Origin of the sequence: Cupriavidus lacunae, assembly GCF_003353055.1 — a bacterium.
Lineage (GTDB): Bacteria > Pseudomonadota > Gammaproteobacteria > Burkholderiales > Burkholderiaceae > Cupriavidus > Cupriavidus lacunae.
In genome coordinates, this window is sequence record NZ_QKWJ01000031.1 from 26130 (window position 1) to 45466 (window position 19337).

Genomic DNA, 19337 nt, shown 5'->3' on the forward strand with positions numbered 1-19337 from the left:
GCCGTGACGCGCTGGCGCTTACTCGCCGGCCGCCGCCGCGCGCGACTTCTTGGCCGTCGCGGTCTTGGCAGGGGCCTTCTTGGCCGCCGCCTTCTTTGCCGGTGCCTTGGTGGCCGGCGTCTTGGCGGCGGTCTTGGCTGCGGTCTTGGTTGCCGGAGCCGCCTCGTCCCCGGCCGCGCCGCGCGATGCCGCCTTGGCCGGGGCCTTGGCCGCAGTCTTGGCACCCGCCTTGGGCTCGCGCACCTCGAACTCGAAGCCGATCTTGCCGTCCGGCTGCTTGACCAGGAAGGCCTTGAAGTTGCGGCCGGTGCGCGACGACTTGAAGCCGGTCAGCAGGTCGGTCTTGCCTTCGTTCAACAGCTTGCCGATCTGCTCCCGGCTGATTTCCTGCTGCAGGATGATCTTGCCGGTGGTGAAGTCGCAGCTCTTGGGGCTGGTGGTGCTGTTCTCGCAGACGTACTTCATGCCGTGCTCGAACACCGAGCCGCCGCACTTCGGGCAAGTGCCGACCGGCTCCTGACCGCTGAAGTCGACCGGCTCGCCGTCGTTGTCGTCGTCGTTCTGGCCGAAGTCGAATTCCATCTTGTAATGGCCTTCGTCGTCCTTGCCCAGCTTCAGGATGGCGGCAAACGGACGGCCCATCTTGCTGCGGAAGCCCTGCAGCGGACCGATTTCCTTCTTGAGCAGCAGCTCTTCGACCTCTTCGATCTCGAACTGGCGCCCGCCCGGGATCTTGCTGATCGAGAATTCGCACGCGGTGCAGGCAAAGCGGCGGTAGTTTTCCTTGACCTGCGCGCCGCACTGCGGGCAGGGCGTGTCCAGCGTGGCGTAGTCGCCGGGGATGGTGTCGCTGTCGTATTCCTTGGCGCGCTTGACGATCTGCTGCGTCATCTGCGCGATCTCAAGCATGAACTCGTCACGCTTGAGGCGCCCGCGCTCGATCTGCGAAAGCTTGTGCTCCCACTCGCCGGTCAGCTCGGCCTGCGTCAGTTCCTGCACGCCCAGGCCGCGCAGCAGCGTCATCAGCTGGAACGCCTTGGCGGTGGGGATCAGCTCGCGGCCTTCGCGCACCAGGTACTTCTCGGTCAGCAGGCCTTCGATGATGGCCGCGCGCGTCGCCGGCGTGCCCAGGCCCTTGCCGGCCATGGCTTCACGCAGCGCGTCGTCGTCCACCAGCTTGCCGGCGCCTTCCATGGCGGAAAGCAGCGTGGCTTCGTTGTAGCGCGCGGGCGGCTTGGTGGTCAGGCCGACGCCCTCGACCTTGTCGGTCTTGACCTTCTCGTCCCTGGCCACCGGCACCAGGTTGGCGGCATCCTTGTCGCCCTGCGCCTCGCGGCCATAGATCACCAGCCAGCCCGGGTTGACCAGCACCTTGCCTTCCGTCTTGAAGTGGTGGCCGGCGACTTCCGTGATGCGGGTGGTGACCTGGAACTCCGCCGCCGGGAAGAACACCGCCAGGAAGCGGCGCACCACCATGTCGTACAGCTTCTGCTCGGGTTCGGACAGGTTCTTGGGCGCCTGCAGCGTCGGGATGATAGCGAAGTGATCGCTGATCTTGCTGTTGTCGAAGATCCGCTTGTTCGGCTTGACCCAGCCCTGCGCCAGGATCTTCTTGGCGTGCGGCAGGTAGTTGGGCGAACTGTCGGCCAGCATGTCCATGGTCTGCTTGACCGTGTCCAGGTAGTCCTCGGGCAGCGCGCGCGCGTCGGTACGCGGGTAGGTCAGGACCTTGTGCTTCTCATACAGCGCCTGCGCCAGGCCCAGCGTGTTCTTGGCCGAGAAGCCGAAGCGCGAGTTGGCCTCGCGCTGCAGCGTGGTCAGGTCGAACAGCGCCGGCGACTGCTGTGTCGATGGCTTGGATTCTTCCGTGACGGTGCCCGGCTTGTCGCGGCAGGCGGCCACGATGCTCTTGGCCTCGGCCTCGCTCCACAGGCGCGACTCGCGCGCCTCGGGATCGAACTCGTTCTTCTTGAACTTGGGGTCGAACCAGCGGCCTGCGTACAGGCCAGCGGCGGCGATGAACTCGGCGTGCACTTCCCAGTAGTCGCGCGGCACGAAGTGCTTGATCTTCTCTTCGCGCTCCACCACGATCGACAGGGTCGGCGTCTGCACGCGGCCCACGGTGGTCAGGAAGAAGCCGCCGCCCTTGCTGTTGAAGGCGGTCATGGCGCGCGTGCCGTTGATGCCGACCAGCCAGTCGGCCTCGGAGCGGCAGCGCGCGGCGTCGGCCAGCGGCAGCATGTCTTCGTCTTCGCGCAGGCTGGCAAAGCCGTCGCGGATGGCCTGCTGCGTCATCGACTGCAGCCACAGCCGGCGCACCGGCTGCTTGGCCTTGGCCTGCTGCGCGATCAGGCGGAAGATCAGTTCCCCCTCGCGCCCCGCGTCACAGGCGTTGATCAGGGCGGTGACGTCCTTGCGCTTGATCAGCCGGTTCAGCACCTTCAGGCGCGACTCGGTCTTGGCGATCGGACGGAGGTCGAAATGCGGCGGGATCACCGGCAGGTTGGCGAAGCTCCACTTGCCGCGCTTGACCTCGTATTCGTCCGGCGCGGCGATCTCGACCAGGTGGCCGACGGCGGAGGACAGCACGTAGTCGTCGCTCTCGAAATACTCGTCGTGCTTGGTAAACCCCCCGAGGGCACGGGCGATATCCGCCGCGACCGACGGTTTTTCCGCGATGATGAGGGCTTTTGACATGGGAAGGGTCCTTGCGAGCTGCATCCGGCAACCCGCGAATTGCACTACAAACGAAGTAATCAGAACGCCGGGGGGCTATGAGGCGCCAATAATAAGCGCGGTTTCGACGGCGGTGCAAGCAAGCCCCACCGCCGCACGCGACGCCGCCTAGGCGCCGTCGCTCCCCCCGGCGAGCAACCAGTCCAACACCTGCGGTATGTCTTCGGCGCTCGCCGGCATCGCCGCGCCGCGGCTCAGCATGCGTTCCAGCACCTCGATATGCGGCAGCAGGGTGCCATAGAACTGGGGTGTGCCACCCGAGGCTGGCTGCACCAGCAGCGTCGGGAAATTCTCAATATCGACATCGCCCAGCGCATCCGCATGCGTCTCGATATCGATCCAGACAAAGCAATCGTCCGGATGGCGCGCGGCCAGCGCCGTCAGCGCCACCAGGTAATCCCGGCACGTGCCGCACCACTGCGCGCACAGGCAGGCCACCAGGCGGCCCTGCGGCCGCGCCGCCAGGCACCCGGCTATGGCGCCGGCATCACGTTCAGGAAAGTAAACGGTCATGGGTTCGGAATCATGAGGCGCCCGCGGCACGCGGCACACGGACAGCCGGCGATTGTATAGGTATTGCGCTGCGACCCCCTGCCGGGATCAGCCAAGGCGCCGGAACAGGTTTCCCGGTAGACGCTCGGCGTGCCCGGCCAGTTCCAGTTCCAGCAGGCGCGCCGCGGCGGTTTCCGGGGGCTGGCCGCTGCGCTCGCATAACGCGTCCAGCGTAACCGGATCGTAGCCGAGTGCGGCCAACAGGGGGTCCGATCGGTCCGCAAAGTCAGAAAGCTCCGAGCCCGGCTGCGCGGCCGGAGTGGGGGTCGCGGCAGCAGAGCGGGCAGGCGCCCCCGCCGGCACAGGCATCGGCCCAATCATCGGACCGGGCCCCAGGTTGATCTCTTCCAGTACGTCCTCCATGCACTCCACCAGCTTTGCGCCCTGGCGGATCAACACATGGCAGCCCTTGGACAGCGGCGCGTGGATCGAGCCCGGGACCGCGAACACCTCGCGCCCCAGGTCGGCCGCCAGCCGTGCCGTGATCAGCGAGCCCGAACGCGCCGCGGCCTCCACCACCAGCACCCCGCGCGCCAGCGCGGCGATGATTCGGTTGCGGCGCGGGAAGTTGGCCGGCATGCCCGGCATGCCGAGCGGGAATTCGGTGACGATGGCGCCGCGCGCGGCCACGTCGTGCGCCAGCGCCAGGTTCTCGGCCGGGTAGACCCGGTCAGGCCCCGTACCCGTCACAGCGACCGTGCCGCCGGAGCCCAGCAGGCCGCCGGCATGGGCAGCGGCATCGACGCCCAGCGCCAGGCCCGAGATCACCGCCAGGCCCGACTCGGACAGCGCGCGGCCGAAGGCCAGCGCATCGCGCTTGCCCTGCTCGGTGGCGCCGCGCGCGCCGACAATGGCCACCGCGGGGCGTGACAGCAGCGCGGGATCGCCTTTGATATATAGCAGCGGCGGCGGATCGGGCAGGTCGAACAGGCGGGCGGGGTAGGCGTCGTCCGCCAGCGTGACCACGTGGTTGCCGGGCGTGCCGAGCCAGGCGAGGGTGCGCTCGACCAGTGCCGGCAGCCCGGCGCCGGGCCTGGCCAGCACCGCGCGGGCGTGCTTTTTGGGTACGACCGAGGACAGCGCGGCCACGCTCTGCGCCAGGACCTGCTGCGGCAGCCCGAACGCGGCCAGCAGCAGGCGCGCCGTGGCCGGGCCGACCCCAGGGGCACTGGCAAGCTGCAGCCAGGCCTTCAGGTCGTCGGGATCGCGCGTGGCGGCCTGCCGGGCAGCGCCGGCAGGGCAAAGGGAAGCGGCGCTTGCCAAGACCGGCTCAGCGCGGCGAGCTCGCGCGGTCCCCGACCGAGATCACGTTGGAGGCGTCGGTGACCAGCGCATACGACACCCCCGGGAACACGCGGAAGACGAAGGCCAGGCCGTAGCGCTCGTCGGGCAGCCGGATGGCGCGGTTGCTGTCGGTCTTGTCCGTCACGGTCTCGCCGGTGCGCGACAGCGCCAGCACATGGCCCGGTTCCACCCCGGCCTGGCTGCCGAGGTTGAGCACCACCACCTGCCTGGCGCCGCCGAACTCGACCCCGCCATAGACCTTGGCGATGCGGCCGTCGAGCTGCGCATCGGGTGCGTGCGGCACGTAGCGCAGCGCTTCGCGCGCGGGCTGCGGCATCAGCAGCGTGCCCACGCCCATCTCCTGCCGGGCCTGCGTGACCTGCATCGTGGAGACCGCGTCCGGGCCCTGCGCGCCGCGCGCCAGGCGCACGTTGCCTTCGTATTCGGCCTCATAGCCGAGCACGGAATTGGTGACGGGATCGCGCACCGGGGTGACCGGGCGGTATGCCTGCCAGTCGCCGCCCTGCGGCGCGTCGGCGGGGATGCCGCGCGCGTAGCCGGTGTCGTCGCGGCCCAGGATGACGCGCGACTCGGACACGGCGACGATGCGCGCGGAGGTGGCCAGCGTATCCTGGTCGACCACCAGCGGGCGGATCAGGAAGGGCTCGATATCGGCGGCAGCGATGCTCAGGATGGCGGCGCCGTCGGCATCGCCGCCGCGCATCTGCGGCGACAGGCGCACCGTGCCGCTGCCGCCCGGCGTGGTCGACAGCCAGGCACGGCCGTCACGCTGGATCAGGTACAGGATCTGTCCCGGATAGATCAGGTGCGGGTTGCGGATCTGTTGCCGGTTCATGCCCCACAGCTCGGGCCAGCGCCATGGCTGGCGCAGGAAATTGCCCGAGATCCCCCACAGCGTGTCGCCCTTGCGCACGGTGTACTGCGACGGCGCATTGGGAGACAGGTCTGAAACGGGAATGCCCTGCTGGGCAATGCGCTGGGCTTCGGCCTGCTGTGCCGGCGTGACCGTCAGGTCGGCGGCCAGGGCCGGAAGCGCGGCCGCGGCGGTGAAGCCAGCGGCACTCAGCAACAACGCATGAGCAGACTTAGGGATGAACGCGTGCAGCCTGCGGCCCGACGCCGCCTGGTGTTCTTTGGTAAGATCGCGCATTTTCCTGACCAGCCGGTGGTTCGGCCGGATTGACCCGGGAGAGCGCGCCTGTTGCGGCGCACCTTGAATTTTTGTACTTGCGCCCCGATTCTGCATGTAAACATCCGCCGCCGCAACGCGGCCCGGTTGCAGGCAGCAGCCGGCGTTGCGCCCTAGCATCATGGCAAAACTCGACATCCTGACCTACCCCGATCCCCGCCTGCACACCGTCGCCAAACCCGTAGCGGCAGTGGACGACCGCATCCGCCAGCTGGTCAAGGACATGGCTGAAACCATGTACGAAGCGCCCGGCATCGGGCTGGCCGCGACACAGGTCAACGTGCACGAGCAGGTGGTGGTGATCGACGTCTCGGAAACGCGCGACCAGCTCCAGGTCTTTATCAACCCGGAGATTGTCTGGGCCAGCGACAACCGCAAGGTGTGGGAAGAGGGCTGCCTGTCGGTGCCCGAGGTCTACGACCGGGTCGAGCGCCCGGACCGCGTACGCGTGCGCGCGCTCAACGAGAAGGGCGAGAGCTTCGAGCTCGACGCCGACGACCTGCTGGCGGTCTGCATCCAGCATGAGATCGATCACCTGCGCGGCAAGGTCTTTGTCGAATACCTGTCGCCGCTCAAGCTCAACCGCATCAAGAGCAGGCTGCAGAAGCGCGAACGCACCCGCATGTGAGCCGCCAGTGGCTGCACCCAGAGCGGCCACAAATATGTAACAGCCCGCCGGAATCCGGCCTCCTGCGCGCGGCACCCGCGCGGGGTCTGTTATCTTTATGACTTCCGAAGAACAAAGGTACCGGCCGCTATAGCGGCCGGTCCTGTTTCAGGCCACGGAACCTGCCATGTCCCAAGCCAGCCCCTTGCGTGTCGCCTTTGCCGGCACGCCCGAATTCGCGCGTATCGCGCTGGAAGCGATTCACGCCGCCGGTTTCCCGGTGGTGGCCGTGCTGACCCAGCCCGACCGTCCCGCCGGCCGCGGCATGCAGCTGCAGGCCAGCCCGGTGAAGCAGTTCGCCGTCGCCAGCGGCCTTGCGCCGGTGCTGCAGCCGCGCTCGCTGCGCCGCCAGGGCAAGTATCCGGAAGAGGCCGCCGCGGCCATTGAAACGCTGGCCGGCATCGCCCCCGATGTGATGGTGGTCGCCGCCTATGGCCTGATCCTGCCGGCCGAAGTGCTGACCCTGCCGCGCCTGGGCTGCCTGAATATCCACGGCTCGCTGCTGCCGCGCTGGCGCGGCGCGGCGCCGATCCACCGCGCCATCGAAGCGGGCGATGCCGAGACCGGCATCACGCTGATGCAGATGGACGAAGGCCTGGACACCGGCGACATGCTCACGCGTGAAGCCGTGCCGGTCGGCCCGCAGGACACCACCGGCACGCTGCACGACACCCTGGCCGCGCTGGGCGCGCGCATGATCGTGGCAGCCCTGCAGGAGCTGGCCGCCGGCCGCACGCTGGCCGCCACGCCGCAGCCGGCCGAAGGCGTCACCTACGCCGAGAAGATCGCCAAGGACGAGGCCCCGCTGGACCTGCGCCGCCCGGCCGCGGCGCTGGCCAGCCAGGTGCGCGCGTTCAATCCCTTCCCGGGTGCGACGGTGCAGGTCGGCGATACCGTGATCAAGTGCTGGCAGGCCGTGCCGCTGGCCGCCGCCGGCAGCCTGCCGCATCCGCCCGGCACGGTGCTGGCGGCCGACGCGGCCGGCATCCTCATCGCCTGCGGCGAGGGCAGCGCGCTGCAGGTCACCGAGCTGCAGAAGCCGGGCGGGCGCCGCCAGCCGGCGCTGCAGTTCCTGCAGGCCCTGCCGCTGCCGCCGGGCACGCGCTGCGCGGTCCCTGGCAACGGCGCCGCGCAGGCATAATCGGACAGGCCTTTGCCGCACATGGCGGCATAAGTGCCGGGGGCAGCGCCCGGCCGGGTCCCGCGCGCCGCGGCCACCCTGAAACCGTTGAACAACGGTTGAATTTTCGGGTATCACCCCCTATCTAACGGTCATCGCGTCAGCTTTTCCCCGGGACGCTGCTCACGATTACACGGAGATCACCGCAATGTTCAACTGGGTCAAGACCTTCATGCTGATGGCGGCCATCACGGCGCTGTTTATCGTCATCGGCGGCATGATCGGCGGGCGCAGCGGCATGATGATGGCGCTGTTGATCGCGCTGGGCATGAACTTCTTCTCCTACTGGTTCTCGGACAAGATGGTCCTGCGCATGTACAACGCGCAGGAAGTCGATGCCGGCAGCGCGCCGCAGTTCTACGGCATGGTGCAGGAACTGGCGCAGCGCGCCGGCCTGCCGATGCCGCGCGTCTACCTGATCAACGAAGACGCGCCCAACGCCTTCGCCACCGGCCGCAACCCCGAGCACGCCGCAGTGGCGGCCACCACCGGCATCCTGCGGGTACTGTCCGAGCGCGAGCTGCGCGGCGTGATGGCGCATGAACTGGCGCACGTGCGCCACCGCGACATCCTGACCTCGACCATCGCCGCCACCATGGCCGGCGCGATCTCGGCGCTGGCCAATATGGCGATGTTCTTCGGCGGGCGCGACGAGCACGGCAACCGCACCAACCCGATCGCCAGCATCGCCGTGGCGATCCTGGCGCCGCTGGCGGCCTCGCTGATCCAGATGGCGATTTCGCGCGCGCGCGAGTTCGAAGCCGACCGCGGCGGCGCCGAGATCAGCGGCGACCCGCAGGCGCTGGCCAGCGCGCTGGACAAGATCCACCGCTACGCCCAGGGCATCCCGTTCCAGGCGGCCGAGGAACACCCGGCCACGGCGCAGATGATGATCATGAACCCGCTCTCGGGCGGCGGCATCGCCAACCTGTTCTCGACCCACCCGGCCACCGAGGAGCGCATCGCGCGCCTGATGCAGATGGCCCAGACCGGCACCTATCCGGCCTGAACTGCCGGAAATCCGGGGTCAGGCCCCGGCACAGGGTAAACTGCCCGCTGTTCCGCACGGACCGGCGGGCTTTTTGCTATGGCTTTCCCGGTCCGCCTGCCGACTCAAGTCGATTTACACCGATTCACCACTCAACCGCTGCCTGATCCGCCGCCTGACCGATATGCGCCTGCCTCCCGATTCGCTTGCCTTCCAGATGCTTGGTGCCGCCACCGCGGTGCGCGCCGTCAGCGAAGGCACGGCCTTGCCCCAGGCGATCGAGGACGCCGCCGCGCAACTGCGGCTGGACCGTGTGCGCGATGCCGCCACGCGCGGCGCGCTGCAGGACATCGCCTACCGCACCATGCGCCAGTTCGGCACCGCGCGCGCGCTGGTGACCAAGCTGGTCACGCGTCCGCCAGGCGCGCAGGTCGATTCGCTGCTGGCCGTGGCGCTGGCGCTGTTGCTGGAACACGCGCCGGGCCCGCGCGACAGGCAGGACAGCGCGGACAAGGAGCGCCAGGATACCGACGCCGGCCGCCCGGGCTACAGCACCTTCACGGTGGTCGACCAGGCCGTCAGCGCCGCCGCCTCCGAACCCAAGACTGCGCACGCGCGCGGGCTGGTCAACGCAGTGCTGCGCCGATTCCTGCGCGAACGCAAGGCACTGCTGGCCGAGGTCAACCGCGACGAGCAGGCGCGCTGGAACCTGCCGCCGTGGTGGCTGCAGATGCTGCGCGAAGCCTACCCTGACCAATGGATGGCGCTGGCCGCGAGCGCCAACGTGCGCCCGCCGATGACGGTGCGCGTGAACACCGCGCGCGTGTCCGTGCAGCAGTACCAGACCGACCTTGCCAACGCCGGCCTGGCCGGCCACGTGGTCGGCCCGCAGGCCGTGCGCCTGGTGCGCGCGGTGCCGGTGACGCAGCTGCCGGGCTTTGCCGAAGGCGTGGTGTCAGTGCAGGACGCCGGCGCGCAACTGGCCGCGCCGCTGCTCGAAGTGGCCGACGGCATGCGCGTGCTCGATGCCTGCGCCGCGCCCGGCGGCAAGACCGGGCACCTGCTGGAGCTGGCCGATATCGACGTCACCGCGGTGGAAAGCGACCCGCAGCGCGCCACCCGCATCGGCGAGAACCTGGCGCGCCTGGGCACTGAGGCCAGGATCGTGGTCGGCGATGCCAGCCGGCCCGCCGACTGGTGGGACGGCCAGCCCTTCGACCGCATCCTGGCCGACGTGCCGTGCTCGGCCTCGGGCATCGTGCGGCGCCACCCCGATATCCGCTGGCTGCGCCGCGAGACCGATATCGCCAAGCTCATCACCGAGCAGCGCCGCATCGTCTCGCAGCTGTGGCCGCTGCTCAAGCCGGGCGGCATCCTGGTCTATGTCACCTGTTCTATTTTCCCAACGGAAGGGGAGGAGCAGGCGCGCTGGTTTGGTGCACAGCTGGCAGATGCGATACGATTGCAGGCGCCGGGGCAGCTGCTGCCCGGCACCCAAGCAACGCAAGCCGCCGGCGCAGACGGTGACAAGGACGCCCTTGCCGGCACCAGCGGCACCAGCCTGCCATCGGATCACGATGGCTTCTTCTACGCCCGCTTCCAGAAACGCGCCTGATCTGATCCGATGCTGAGCACGCCGCGCCTGTCAGACTTCCGCGTGAATGTGGATACCAGCGTGGGCACCCGGGTGTCCACCCTCGTGGACACCATCGCGGACACGCGCAGCATGCTGGCGCGCTGGTCGCTCGCGCTGGTGCTGACGCTCGCAGCCGTGCTGTGGCTGCCCTTAGCCGCGCGCGCGCAGGTCATCGAGGCCACCGAAGCCCGCATCGAGTACCAGGACGGCGGCTTCGAACTTGCCGCCAGCTTTGACTTCGACCTGCCGCCCGTGCTGGAAGACGCGTTGCACAAGGGCATCTCCCTCTATTTCGCGGTCGACTTCCAGCTCTCGCGCTCGCGCTGGTACTGGTTCGACGACAAGCCGGTCAACACCAGCCGCAGCGTGCGCCTGTCGTACCAGCCGCTGACGCGCCAGTACCGTGTCTCCACCGGCGGCCTGCAACTGCCGTTCACGCGCCTGAAGAGCGCGCTGCAATTTATCCAGCGCGTGCGCGGCTGGCGCGTGTTCGAGCGCAACGCGGTCAAGCCGGGCGAAAGCTACCACGCGGAAGTGCGTATGCGGCTGGACCTTTCGCAACTGCCCAAGCCGTTCCAGATCAACGCCGTCAACACGCGCGAATGGAACCTGGCCTCCGACTGGCGGCGCTTTGTCTATACGGTGCCGACGGACCTGAACGCGCCGCCGCCACCCCCGCCGCCCGCACCACTGCCGCCATCCGCGCCGTTGCCGTCGCTGCCGGCCTCGCCCGCCGTACCCGCACCTGCACCTGCGTCGGCGCCTGCCGCGGCCATTGACCAACGCGGCCTGACCATGCAGACCGTGTCGTACGGGCTGTCGCCCGCACTGCTGGTGCAGCCCGCATCGAGCCAGCCATGAACAACTCGCTGTGGGACAGCCGGTTCCGGCGCGTGCTGTACCGCGTCGTGGCCGGGATCATCGTCTTCCTGGCGCTGGTGCTGGTGGGCCTGTTGGCCGGTGCCTCTGCCAACACCGAATTCTTCGATCGCTATTTCACGCTGCTGTTCAAGGTGAACCTGGTGATCGGCGCCCTGCTGGTGCTGATCGTAGGCGCGCTGGCGCTGACGCTGTGGCTGCGCTATCGCCGCGGCAAGTTCGGCACGCGGCTGATGACCAAGCTTGCCGTGTTCTTCGGCGTGGTGGGCGTGCTGCCCGGCGTGCTGATCTACCTGGTGTCGCTGCAGTTCGTCTCGCGCAGCATCGAGTCCTGGTTCGACGTGCGCGTGGAAACCGCGCTCGAGGCCGGCCTGAACCTGGGCCGCTCCACCATCGACAGCTCGCTCGCCGACCTGCAGACCAAGGCGCGCCTGATGTCCGAGCAGCTTGCCGGCGCCTCCGGCGTGGCCACCTCGCTGCAGCTGAACCGGCTGCGCGAGCAATACGGCGTGCAGGAAGCCGCCATCTTCACCGGCAGCGGCCGCGTGCTGGCTACGGCGTCCAGCAACTATGCGTCGCTGGTGCCGGACCTGCCTTCCGGCGTGCTGGCCGAACAGGCACGCCTGGCCGGCGGCTACGCGGCCGTGGAGGGCGGCACGGATCCGTCGGGCGACGCCAGCCCGGGTCCGGAGCGTGTCGACAGCAGCCACCTGTACCGGCTGCGCGTGATCATTCCGCTGGGCTCGACACCTGCCTCGGCGCAGGATGGGGCGGCCGGCACCGGCGCGGCGCGCGCACTGGCTAAGCCGCCGCGCTGGGCCGGCTCTGGCCTGTCCGTGGAGCGGCGCCCGGAAGACTCGCCGTCAAGCGGCTTCGGCCTGGTCGGCGAGACCATGCGCGAAGAGCGATACCTGCAGGTGCTGAACCCGGTGCCGGCCGTGCTGGCGCGCAACGCCGACGAGGTCCAGCGCGCATACCAGGAATACCAGGAGAAGGCGCTGGGCCGCACCGGCCTGCGCAAGATGTATATCGGCACGCTGACGCTGACGCTGTTTCTGGCCGTGTTCATCGCGGTGATGCTGGCGCTCCTGCTCGGCGGACAGCTGGCACGGCCGCTGCTGATGCTGCTGCAGGGAACCAAGGAAGTGGCCGAGGGTGACCTCTCGCCCAAGCGCGAACTGAAGAGCCGCGACGAGCTGGGCATGCTCACGCAGCAGTTCAACCAGATGACGCGCCAGCTGGCCGAGGCGCGCCTGGCGGTGGAGGAGAATCGCACCGCGCTGGAGCAATCGAAGGCCTACCTGGAAAGCGTGCTGCAGAACCTGACCGCCGGCGTGCTGGTGTTCGACCGCCGCTTCGTGCTGATCACCGCCAACCCCGGCGCGCAGCGCATTTTCCGCCAGCCGTTTGGCGCGGTGATGGGCCTGCCGGTGGAACAGATCCCTGGCATGGGGCCGTTCGGCGAGATCGTGCGCCAGGCCTTCTCGGACCAGAACACCAGCGAGGTGCTGGGCGGCGCCGAGCACTGGCAGAAGCAGATCGAACTGCCGCAGGGCGAGGAACAGCCGCTCACACTGCTGGTGCGCGGCGCGCGCCTGCCCGGCGGCGAGCGCGACGAGCCCGGTTATGTGATCGTCTTCGACGATATTTCCGATGTGATTTCCGCTCAACGCTCGGTGGCGTGGGGCGAGGTGGCACGGCGCCTTGCGCACGAGATCAAGAACCCGCTCACGCCGATCCAGCTCTCGGCCGAGCGCCTGCAGATGAAGCTCTCGCCCAAGCTCGAAGGCACCGATGCCGATGTGCTCAAGCGCGGCGCCGCCACCATCGTCAACCAGGTGGCCGCGATGAAGCGCATGGTCGATGACTTCCGCGACTACGCGCGCACGCCGCCCGCGGTGCTGCAATCGCTGCAGCTCAACAGCCTGGTGGCTGAGGTGCTGCACCTGTACGGCATCGACGATCCCGCGGTGCACGAGCACCCGGTGATCCATCCGGCGCTGGGCACCGCGCTGCACGAGATCAAGGGCGATCCCACGCAACTGCGCCAGGTCATCCACAACCTGCTGCAGAACGCGCAGGACGCCGCCGCGGAGAACGTCGCGGCCGGTAGGGCCGCGCCCCATATCACTCTGCACACCGAGACTGTAGAATACAAAGATTCTGCCGGCGAGAACCGGCAGGCCGTCAAGCTCACCATTGCGGACAATGGTCCCGGTTTTGCACCAAGGATCCTGAGCCGTGCATTCGAGCCTTACGTGACGACGAAAGCCAAGGGCACGGGTCTGGGGCTCGCGATGGTAAAGAAGATCATTGACGAACACGGCGCGCGTATCGAGTTGCGCAATCGCATGGAAGGTGCGGAGGTCGTCGGTGCACAGATCTCGATCCTGTTCGTTAAGCTGACATAGTCAACAATGGCGTCCGGTCCCGGAACGCTGCGGTGGGGTTAAGAGGGGAAGTATGGCAACCATCCTCGTAGTCGATGACGAAATGGGAATCCGGGAGCTGCTCTCGGAGATCCTCAGCGACGAAGGCCACGTGGTCGAACTCGCGGAAAACGCGCATCAGGCGCGCGAATACCGCTCGGCGGGCACGCCCGACCTCGTGCTGCTCGATATCTGGATGCCCGATACCGATGGCGTGACCCTGCTCAAGGAGTGGTCCGCGCAGGGACAGCTGACGATGCCCGTCATCATGATGTCGGGCCACGCGACCATCGACACCGCGGTCGAGGCAACCAAAATCGGCGCGCTCAATTTCCTGGAAAAGCCGATCGCGCTGCAGAAGCTGCTGTCCGCGGTGGAACAGGGCCTGGCCCGCGGCATCGAACGGCCACGCGGCAGCGCCGCCGCCGCGCCCGCCACGGCACCGTCGGCCGAACCCGGCACCACGGCCGCCACGCCCGAGACCACCGCCGAGGCCGCCCCCAACGGCAGCCCCGCGCGCGTGCCCGAGGCCGAGATGCAGTTCTCCTTCGACATGCCGCTGCGCGAAGCGCGCGACCTGTTCGAGCGCGCCTATTTCGAATACCACCTGCTGCGCGAGCACGGCAGCATGACCCGCGTGGCCGAGAAGACCGGGCTGGAGCGTACCCACCTGTACCGCAAGCTCAAGCAGCTCGGCGTCGAACTGGGCCGCAACAAGCCCGAGCCGGCCGAACAATGAAGCAGTGACGCACTTGACGCTTGACTGGCAAAAAAAGTCCAGTTATAGTTTCGCTTCTTTGGCCCGGTAGCTCAGTCGGTAGAGCAGAGGATTGAAAATCCTTGTGTCGGCGGTTCGATTCCGTCCCAGGCCACCAGAACAGAAAAAGCCCGGCTCTTGCAGCCGGGCTTTTTGCATTGGGGCGCAGATCCCCACGCGTGCCCGCCATGCCTCCCGCGCTGTTGCCGCACCGGCGACACACTTCCATCCCGCTTAAGTCGCACTTCCCCGAACATCCCGACACGAGTGATCGAGATCAAGATTCCCCGACGCATGCGGGCACATCTTGAGGCCTTGCCCCGCCAGTAGCCGGACGTTGCCTGCTCCGACTGGCACCAGACAATTTCCGTATAGGCAAATATTCCTTGCCTTGCCAATTTAACGCCCATACAATAAATTGATGCCGCTTGTATTCGATCCCGTCAAGGATCTGGCCAACCAGATCAAGCATGGCGTACCGCTGACATTGGCCGAAGCATTCGAAATGGATGGTGCGCTGATCCGGGACGATCTGCGGTTTGCATACGGTGAAGGGCGCGTGGTCGCTACCGGGCTGATCGGCAACCGTGTGTTTGTGATGGTCTACACCATGCGAGGCGAGACGATGCGCGTCATCAGCCTGCGCAAAGCCAACCGCCGCGAGGTATTGAAGTATGTCGACGAAACGCAGGATCCATATCCCGAATGATGCCGAGGACAAGGCGCTGACGCGCGCTGCCCAGGCAGACCCGGACAACCCGCCGCTGACCGATGCCGAACTGGCGCGCATGCGGCCCGCGCGGGAAGCGCTACCCAGGCTGGTTGGCGAGAAAGCAGCTCAGGCACTGCTGCGGCCCCGCGGCCGCCCGGCACTGCCGGAAGACCAGCGCAAGGTCACGCTGAACATGCGCTGCGACCGCGACGTCGTGGAGGCCTTCAAGGCTACCGGCGACGGATGGCAGACGCGCATCAACGAAGTGCTGCGTGCCTACGCGAAGTCGCACCACATGCTGCCCGGTCGCTAACTGCCCTGGACCTATGTTTTGCGCAACACCCAACCCAGAAGTTAATATCTTCTACTTGGCAGCCGATATATGTATCTCTACGATGCCCTGACGTGCTGCCGCAAGGCAGGGCGGGCCGAGCCGCCCAAGCCGCACCCACAACGCGGACATCCGGCCCGGGGCTGACACTTTCTTACCGGGGGGTCTGATGGATACGTTGATCGGGACGGACGAGCGCTGGCCGCCGCAGACGGCGGGCGGCGAGCGCGGCTTGTGGAAGAGCACCATTGCCGCGGCCAGCCAGGCGCTGGGGGCGGCGGGGCGCGTGCAGCAGGCGGTGTCGCAGACGCTGAAGCTGCAGAACAAGATCCGCGCGCTGCGCGACGAGCTGCACCAGATGGAAGCCGAGCGCGACGTCTACCGCGAGCTGCATGCGCGCACGGTGGAAGAACTGCACCAGTCCATCGACCGCAGCCCGGCCGAGATCAAGCGGCTGCGCGCCGAGACCGAGGCCATGCAGGTGCGCCACCGTGCCTACAAGCTGCTGGTGCAGCACTACATGCGCCTGGGCACGCCGATCGATCCGGCGGTATTCGCCGAGCAGCGCAGCCGCGTGCAGCAGCACATCCTGTTCCAGCGCCGCAAGGGCATTCCGGTGGCGCAGATCGTGGTCGAGGATATTGCGTTCCTGCTGCGCTGAGGTGCGGCGCTGAGGTGCGGCGCCACTATGCAGACTTGTGCATGTCCGTGTGCAGCCCGTCGTCGCCGACGACGCGATCGCGGCGATTCGAAACCCAGCGTCAGCACACAACAACGCGGCCGCGCATTGACGTGCCCGGGCCTGGACGGAACACTGTCGCGACCGGTGCGAGCCCCCTTGCGCACCGGTCCTGCCATGCCAATGGCACCGACATGCCACCGTTCGAGGCGTCGTCTCAGGCGACGTTGTCCATCTTGCCGCTGCACGTTCTCCCTGCCGTCTTTGCCGCGACCCCGCGGCCGTATCCTTGCCACGTCCGTTTTCCATTGCGCCGCGCCGGCGCAGCGCAGCGATGAGTACGCTGGCGCGCCGCCTGGTGGCGGAAGGACTTGGCACGGCGCTGCTGGTGGCGATCGTGGTCGGCTCGGGCATCCGTGCCGAGCGCCTGGCCGCCGGCGACACCGCGCTGGCGCTGCTGGCCAATTCGCTGGCAACCGGCACCGGGCTGGTAGCGTTGCTGGTGTCGCTGGGACCGGTCTCTGGCGGGCATTTCAACCCGGTGGTGAGCCTGTCGGCGCTGGTGCAGGGCGCGTTGTCGCCGCGCGATGCGCTGCGCTATGTGCTGATGCAGGTGGCGGGCGGGGTCTGCGGCGTGCTGGCCGCGCATGCGATGTTCGGCGAGCCGGCGCTGGCCTGGTCGGCGCAGAGCCGCACCGGCGCGGCGATGTGGTGGAGCGAGTGCGTGGCCACCTTCGGCCTGGTCGGCGTGGGCATCGGCACGCTGCGCAGCCGCCCGCAGCTGGTGCCGTTCGTGGTCGCGGGCTATATCACCGCGGGCTACTGGTTCACGTCGTCGACCTCGTTCGCCAACCCGGCGCTGACCATCGCCTGCGCGCTGACCGATACCTTTACCGGGATCCGGCCGCAGGACGTGCCGGGCTTCGTGCTGGCCCAGATCGGCGGCGGCCTGGCGGCCACGCTGCTGTTCCACTGGCTGTGCCGCAAACCCGCTGCGGCGGCCACGGCCGTGCCAGCGCAGGCCGACTGGCGCGCCGCGCCTACCAGCGCCGATTAAGCTGCACGCCGAAGACCGAGCCGCTCGCCTGCGAGGCCCACGCATCGGCCGGCGCGGTGTAGCCGATGCCGTCCACGTCGCTGGCGCGGCTGTAGGTGTAGAAGGCGCGCAGGTTGGCATTGCCGGCCGACTTGCCCAGCGTCAGCGTGGGTGCCACGGTCAGCGCGGTGCGCTGGCCGCCGACGCCGAAGCCCGATGAGATCTGGTCGTGCGAGACCTCGAAGTTCAGGCGGAACTGGTCGCTGGCGATATAGGCGGGGCGCAGGCGCGTGGTAGTCCATTGCATCGTGCCGACCGGCGAACGGTCAAACTGCAGGCTTTGCTCCACCGCGCCGCTCAGCCCTGAACGGCCCTTCCATTCGATCGACTCCGCCACGCGCGTGCGCGACAGCGCCGGCCCCATGCCGGTATAGCCGGTCATGGCATTGCGCGAACCCGAGCCGAACTGCACGCCCAGCCGGTTGGTGCCGAACAGCACGCCCTTCTGCTCATGCAAGGCGGACGCCCACCATGCGCCGCCGGTATCCTGCACCAACGGCTGCGCTTCCACGCGCGTGAAGCCGAGCTGGACCGAACCCTGCGCGTTGGTGTTGATCGGCGCGGTGCGCAGCGAGTGATAGCTGGGCAGGTTCTGGCCGTTCTGGTCGGCGCGCGCGGTGTACTGGTAGTTCAGGCCGATATCGCCGATCACCTTGGCATTGTCCACGCCGAAGCGCATCGCCGTGGAATTCGGCGGCAGCAGGCCGGACGACATCAGGAAGGGCGCGTTGTCGCGCCGGCCGGCCCACATGGTGGCGCCGTCCAGCACGGCCAGGCCGCTGACGGCGGTATAGAACTGCGGCACTAGCGCATAGGGATCGATCGCCGCGGGGCGGCCATTGACGGTGGTGGCGTCGGTGCCGCGCGCCTGCGCGATCAGCATCACCTGCGCGCCGCCGTCCAGGTCGAGCACCGATTCGCGGATCTTGACCTCGCCCGCGCTGCGGCAGGCCAGGCCGCTGCCGATGCCGGTGGACAGCGCGCCGCCGGGGCAGGCGCGCATGGTCGCGGGGCGCTCTTCGGCCGCCGCGCGGCCGCTGTAGCCGAGGCGCCAGACGGATTCCCCGGCGGGGTCGTCGGCGGGCAGCTGCGAGCGCAGCACCGGGGGCGCCTCTGGCGGGGTATCGACCGAAGCGCCGTCCGCGGTCGGGGCGGGTGCCTGGGCCTGGAACTCGCCAAGCCGCGGCGGGAACAGCACCAGGGGCGGCGGCGGGGCGGGGGGCGGTTCGGGCGGGCCGACGAAGTTCGGGTCGGCCGCAGTCGCCGTCGCGGCAACGCTTGCCGCCTCGGACGGCGCTGGCGCCGGCACCGTCACGCTGGCCGCGGGCGCGGCATCGCCCGAGATCAGGGCAGCGAGCGGGTCGTCCGGGGTTGCTGTTGCCTCGGTGGCCGGCTGGGCTGGCTGGGCCGGTGCCGGCGCTACCGCCGAGACCGTCGCCGGCACCGCCGGCCGCGGCTCGATACGCGGCGGCGGCAGGGTCGCGCTGGCCTGGCCCGCAGACAAAGCACCGGTCTGCGCGCACGCCGCCAGCCCCCACGCGGCCAGCACGGCAAAGCCGAGGCGGCGCAGGGGCAGGCCGCGTCCGGCGCAAGCGCTGGGACCAGGCGGCGTAGCGGGGATTCGGCGGAAGGCGGGTGGCAATTCGTACAGCAATTCGGGCAAGCAACAACAATGGCCGGAGCAGGCAAGGGCTCCGGAGGCGGGACTGTTTTTTATCAGCCGACCCATTTGACCGCAAGCCGGGTTACAAAATCCATCACACTGTGGGCCGTCTCACAATGCGAAAAAACCTCGGATATGGCGCAATCGACTAGCGAAAACCCGCACTTGCGCAAAGCCCCGTGACGAAAGGGCCACCGCTATAATCTGCTGGCTTGATGCGACACGCATTCTCGTGTCCGGGTAGCTCCAACGTAAGGAGCATCGACCTTTGTCGAGACAAGGGGAGGGCCTCGGCCTGAACCGTCCAATCTCGACCATTACTTGCTTAGACGAACCCGGCCGAACAGCTAGGGGGAGTCCGATGTGTTGTGAGGAAGCCGGAACACTGGCCGACTTGCAGCTTGCTTTTGCTGGATGGATTTCCAGCCATTGCCCAAGGGCGGGGACGCTCGCCTTTGGGCGAGTTCTCTGTAGACATCCTCCCAACGGAGGGTGTATGCGGTTACACAGCGGAGATTCCGTTGTATCGCCGCAACAT

The 19337-nt window shown here is 68.2% G+C and carries 16 protein-coding genes and 1 tRNA gene; 12 read left to right on the top strand and 5 right to left on the bottom strand.

What is annotated here, in order from left to right; all coding sequences use genetic code 11:
- Window positions 1–18: 18 nt before the first annotated feature.
- The 4 genes from DN412_RS22680 to DN412_RS22695 form a co-directional block, all read right to left on the bottom strand.
- Window positions 19–2697: a DNA topoisomerase III gene (locus DN412_RS22680; protein ID WP_115213639.1), complete on the bottom strand. Its 2679-nt coding sequence runs from the start codon at window positions 2695–2697 to the stop codon at window positions 19–21.
- Window positions 2698–2844: 147 nt separating this feature from the next.
- Window positions 2845–3249 (bottom strand): thioredoxin family protein, encoded by a 405-nt coding sequence (locus DN412_RS22685; RefSeq protein WP_078198344.1) that lies wholly within the window; start codon window positions 3247–3249, stop codon window positions 2845–2847.
- A gap of 87 nt (window positions 3250–3336) precedes the next feature.
- Window positions 3337–4551, bottom strand: a complete 1215-nt coding sequence (gene dprA, locus DN412_RS22690; RefSeq protein WP_115213640.1) for a DNA-processing protein DprA — start codon at window positions 4549–4551, stop codon at window positions 3337–3339.
- A 7-nt stretch (window positions 4552–4558) separates the two neighbouring features.
- Window positions 4559–5743, bottom strand: a complete 1185-nt coding sequence (locus tag DN412_RS22695) for a LysM peptidoglycan-binding domain-containing protein (protein WP_115213641.1) — start codon at window positions 5741–5743, stop codon at window positions 4559–4561.
- A 160-nt stretch (window positions 5744–5903) separates the two neighbouring features.
- On the opposite strand from DN412_RS22695, the gene def reads away from it, so the two are divergent.
- The 12 genes from def (at window position 5904) to DN412_RS22755 (ending at window position 17097) form a co-directional block, all read left to right on the top strand.
- On the top strand, window positions 5904–6410 hold the full coding sequence (gene def, locus DN412_RS22700) for a peptide deformylase (RefSeq protein ID WP_115213642.1): 507 nt from the start codon (window positions 5904–5906) through the stop codon (window positions 6408–6410).
- Window positions 6411–6576: 166 nt separating this feature from the next.
- Entirely contained in the window at window positions 6577–7590 is a 1014-nt protein-coding gene (fmt, locus tag DN412_RS22705) for a methionyl-tRNA formyltransferase (protein ID WP_115213643.1), read from the top strand.
- A gap of 187 nt (window positions 7591–7777) precedes the next feature.
- Window positions 7778–8638 (top strand): zinc metalloprotease HtpX, encoded by an 861-nt coding sequence (gene htpX / locus DN412_RS22710; protein ID WP_115213644.1) that lies wholly within the window; start codon window positions 7778–7780, stop codon window positions 8636–8638.
- Window positions 8639–8801: 163 nt separating this feature from the next.
- Window positions 8802–10232: a 16S rRNA (cytosine(967)-C(5))-methyltransferase RsmB gene (gene rsmB, locus DN412_RS22715; RefSeq protein ID WP_115213645.1), complete on the top strand. Its 1431-nt coding sequence runs from the start codon at window positions 8802–8804 to the stop codon at window positions 10230–10232.
- Window positions 10233–10241: 9 nt separating this feature from the next.
- Window positions 10242–11114, top strand: a complete 873-nt coding sequence (locus tag DN412_RS22720; RefSeq protein ID WP_115213646.1) for a DUF4390 domain-containing protein — start codon at window positions 10242–10244, stop codon at window positions 11112–11114.
- Window positions 11111–13543 (top strand): sensor histidine kinase, encoded by a 2433-nt coding sequence (locus DN412_RS22725; protein WP_115213647.1) that lies wholly within the window; start codon window positions 11111–11113, stop codon window positions 13541–13543. Before DN412_RS22720 ends, DN412_RS22725 begins: the two co-directional genes overlap by 4 nt.
- Window positions 13544–13595: 52 nt before the next feature.
- Window positions 13596–14300 (top strand): response regulator, encoded by a 705-nt coding sequence (locus DN412_RS22730; RefSeq protein WP_115213648.1) that lies wholly within the window; start codon window positions 13596–13598, stop codon window positions 14298–14300.
- A gap of 60 nt (window positions 14301–14360) precedes the next feature.
- Window positions 14361–14436: transfer RNA gene (locus tag DN412_RS22735), tRNA-Phe, on the top strand.
- A gap of 303 nt (window positions 14437–14739) precedes the next feature.
- A complete protein-coding gene (locus tag DN412_RS22740) occupies window positions 14740–15027 on the top strand; it encodes a BrnT family toxin (RefSeq protein ID WP_115213649.1) in 288 nt (95 codons plus the stop codon).
- Complete coding sequence (locus DN412_RS22745) at window positions 14993–15343, top strand: BrnA antitoxin family protein (RefSeq protein ID WP_115213650.1); 351 nt, start codon at window positions 14993–14995, stop codon at window positions 15341–15343. The genes DN412_RS22740 and DN412_RS22745 overlap by 35 nt, the downstream gene beginning before the upstream one ends.
- Window positions 15344–15530: 187 nt before the next feature.
- On the top strand, window positions 15531–16022 hold the full coding sequence (locus tag DN412_RS22750) for a hypothetical protein (RefSeq protein WP_115213651.1): 492 nt from the start codon (window positions 15531–15533) through the stop codon (window positions 16020–16022).
- Between the two features lie 352 nt (window positions 16023–16374).
- Entirely contained in the window at window positions 16375–17097 is a 723-nt protein-coding gene (locus DN412_RS22755; RefSeq protein WP_115213652.1) for an aquaporin, read from the top strand.
- Here DN412_RS22755 and DN412_RS22760 read toward each other — a convergent pair.
- Entirely contained in the window at window positions 17081–18865 is a 1785-nt protein-coding gene (locus DN412_RS22760; RefSeq protein WP_115213653.1) for a carbohydrate porin, read from the bottom strand. The genes DN412_RS22755 and DN412_RS22760 overlap by 17 nt on opposite strands.
- Between the last annotated feature and the right edge of the window lie 472 nt (window positions 18866–19337).

What these genes read in the sequence shown, in the direction of transcription:
- DN412_RS22680 (WP_115213639.1), bottom strand. Translation starts at nt 2,697, where the DNA reads ATGTCAAAAGCCCTCATCATCGCGGAAAAACCGTCGGTCGCGGCGGAT.
- DN412_RS22685 (WP_078198344.1), bottom strand. Translation starts at nt 3,249, where the DNA reads ATGACCGTTTACTTTCCTGAACGTGATGCCGGCGCCATAGCCGGGTGC.
- DN412_RS22695 (WP_115213641.1), bottom strand. Translation starts at nt 5,743, where the DNA reads ATGCGCGATCTTACCAAAGAACACCAGGCGGCGTCGGGCCGCAGGCTG.
- def (WP_115213642.1), top strand. Translation starts at nt 5,904, where the DNA reads ATGGCAAAACTCGACATCCTGACCTACCCCGATCCCCGCCTGCACACC.
- fmt (WP_115213643.1), top strand. Translation starts at nt 6,577, where the DNA reads ATGTCCCAAGCCAGCCCCTTGCGTGTCGCCTTTGCCGGCACGCCCGAA.
- htpX (WP_115213644.1), top strand. Translation starts at nt 7,778, where the DNA reads ATGTTCAACTGGGTCAAGACCTTCATGCTGATGGCGGCCATCACGGCG.
- rsmB (WP_115213645.1), top strand. Translation starts at nt 8,802, where the DNA reads ATGCGCCTGCCTCCCGATTCGCTTGCCTTCCAGATGCTTGGTGCCGCC.
- DN412_RS22720 (WP_115213646.1), top strand. Translation starts at nt 10,242, where the DNA reads ATGCTGAGCACGCCGCGCCTGTCAGACTTCCGCGTGAATGTGGATACC.
- DN412_RS22725 (WP_115213647.1), top strand. Translation starts at nt 11,111, where the DNA reads ATGAACAACTCGCTGTGGGACAGCCGGTTCCGGCGCGTGCTGTACCGC.
- DN412_RS22730 (WP_115213648.1), top strand. Translation starts at nt 13,596, where the DNA reads ATGGCAACCATCCTCGTAGTCGATGACGAAATGGGAATCCGGGAGCTG.
- DN412_RS22740 (WP_115213649.1), top strand. Translation starts at nt 14,740, where the DNA reads ATGCCGCTTGTATTCGATCCCGTCAAGGATCTGGCCAACCAGATCAAG.
- DN412_RS22745 (WP_115213650.1), top strand. Translation starts at nt 14,993, where the DNA reads ATGTCGACGAAACGCAGGATCCATATCCCGAATGATGCCGAGGACAAG.
- DN412_RS22750 (WP_115213651.1), top strand. Translation starts at nt 15,531, where the DNA reads ATGGATACGTTGATCGGGACGGACGAGCGCTGGCCGCCGCAGACGGCG.
- DN412_RS22755 (WP_115213652.1), top strand. Translation starts at nt 16,375, where the DNA reads ATGAGTACGCTGGCGCGCCGCCTGGTGGCGGAAGGACTTGGCACGGCG.
- DN412_RS22760 (WP_115213653.1), bottom strand. Translation starts at nt 18,865, where the DNA reads ATGGGTCGGCTGATAAAAAACAGTCCCGCCTCCGGAGCCCTTGCCTGC.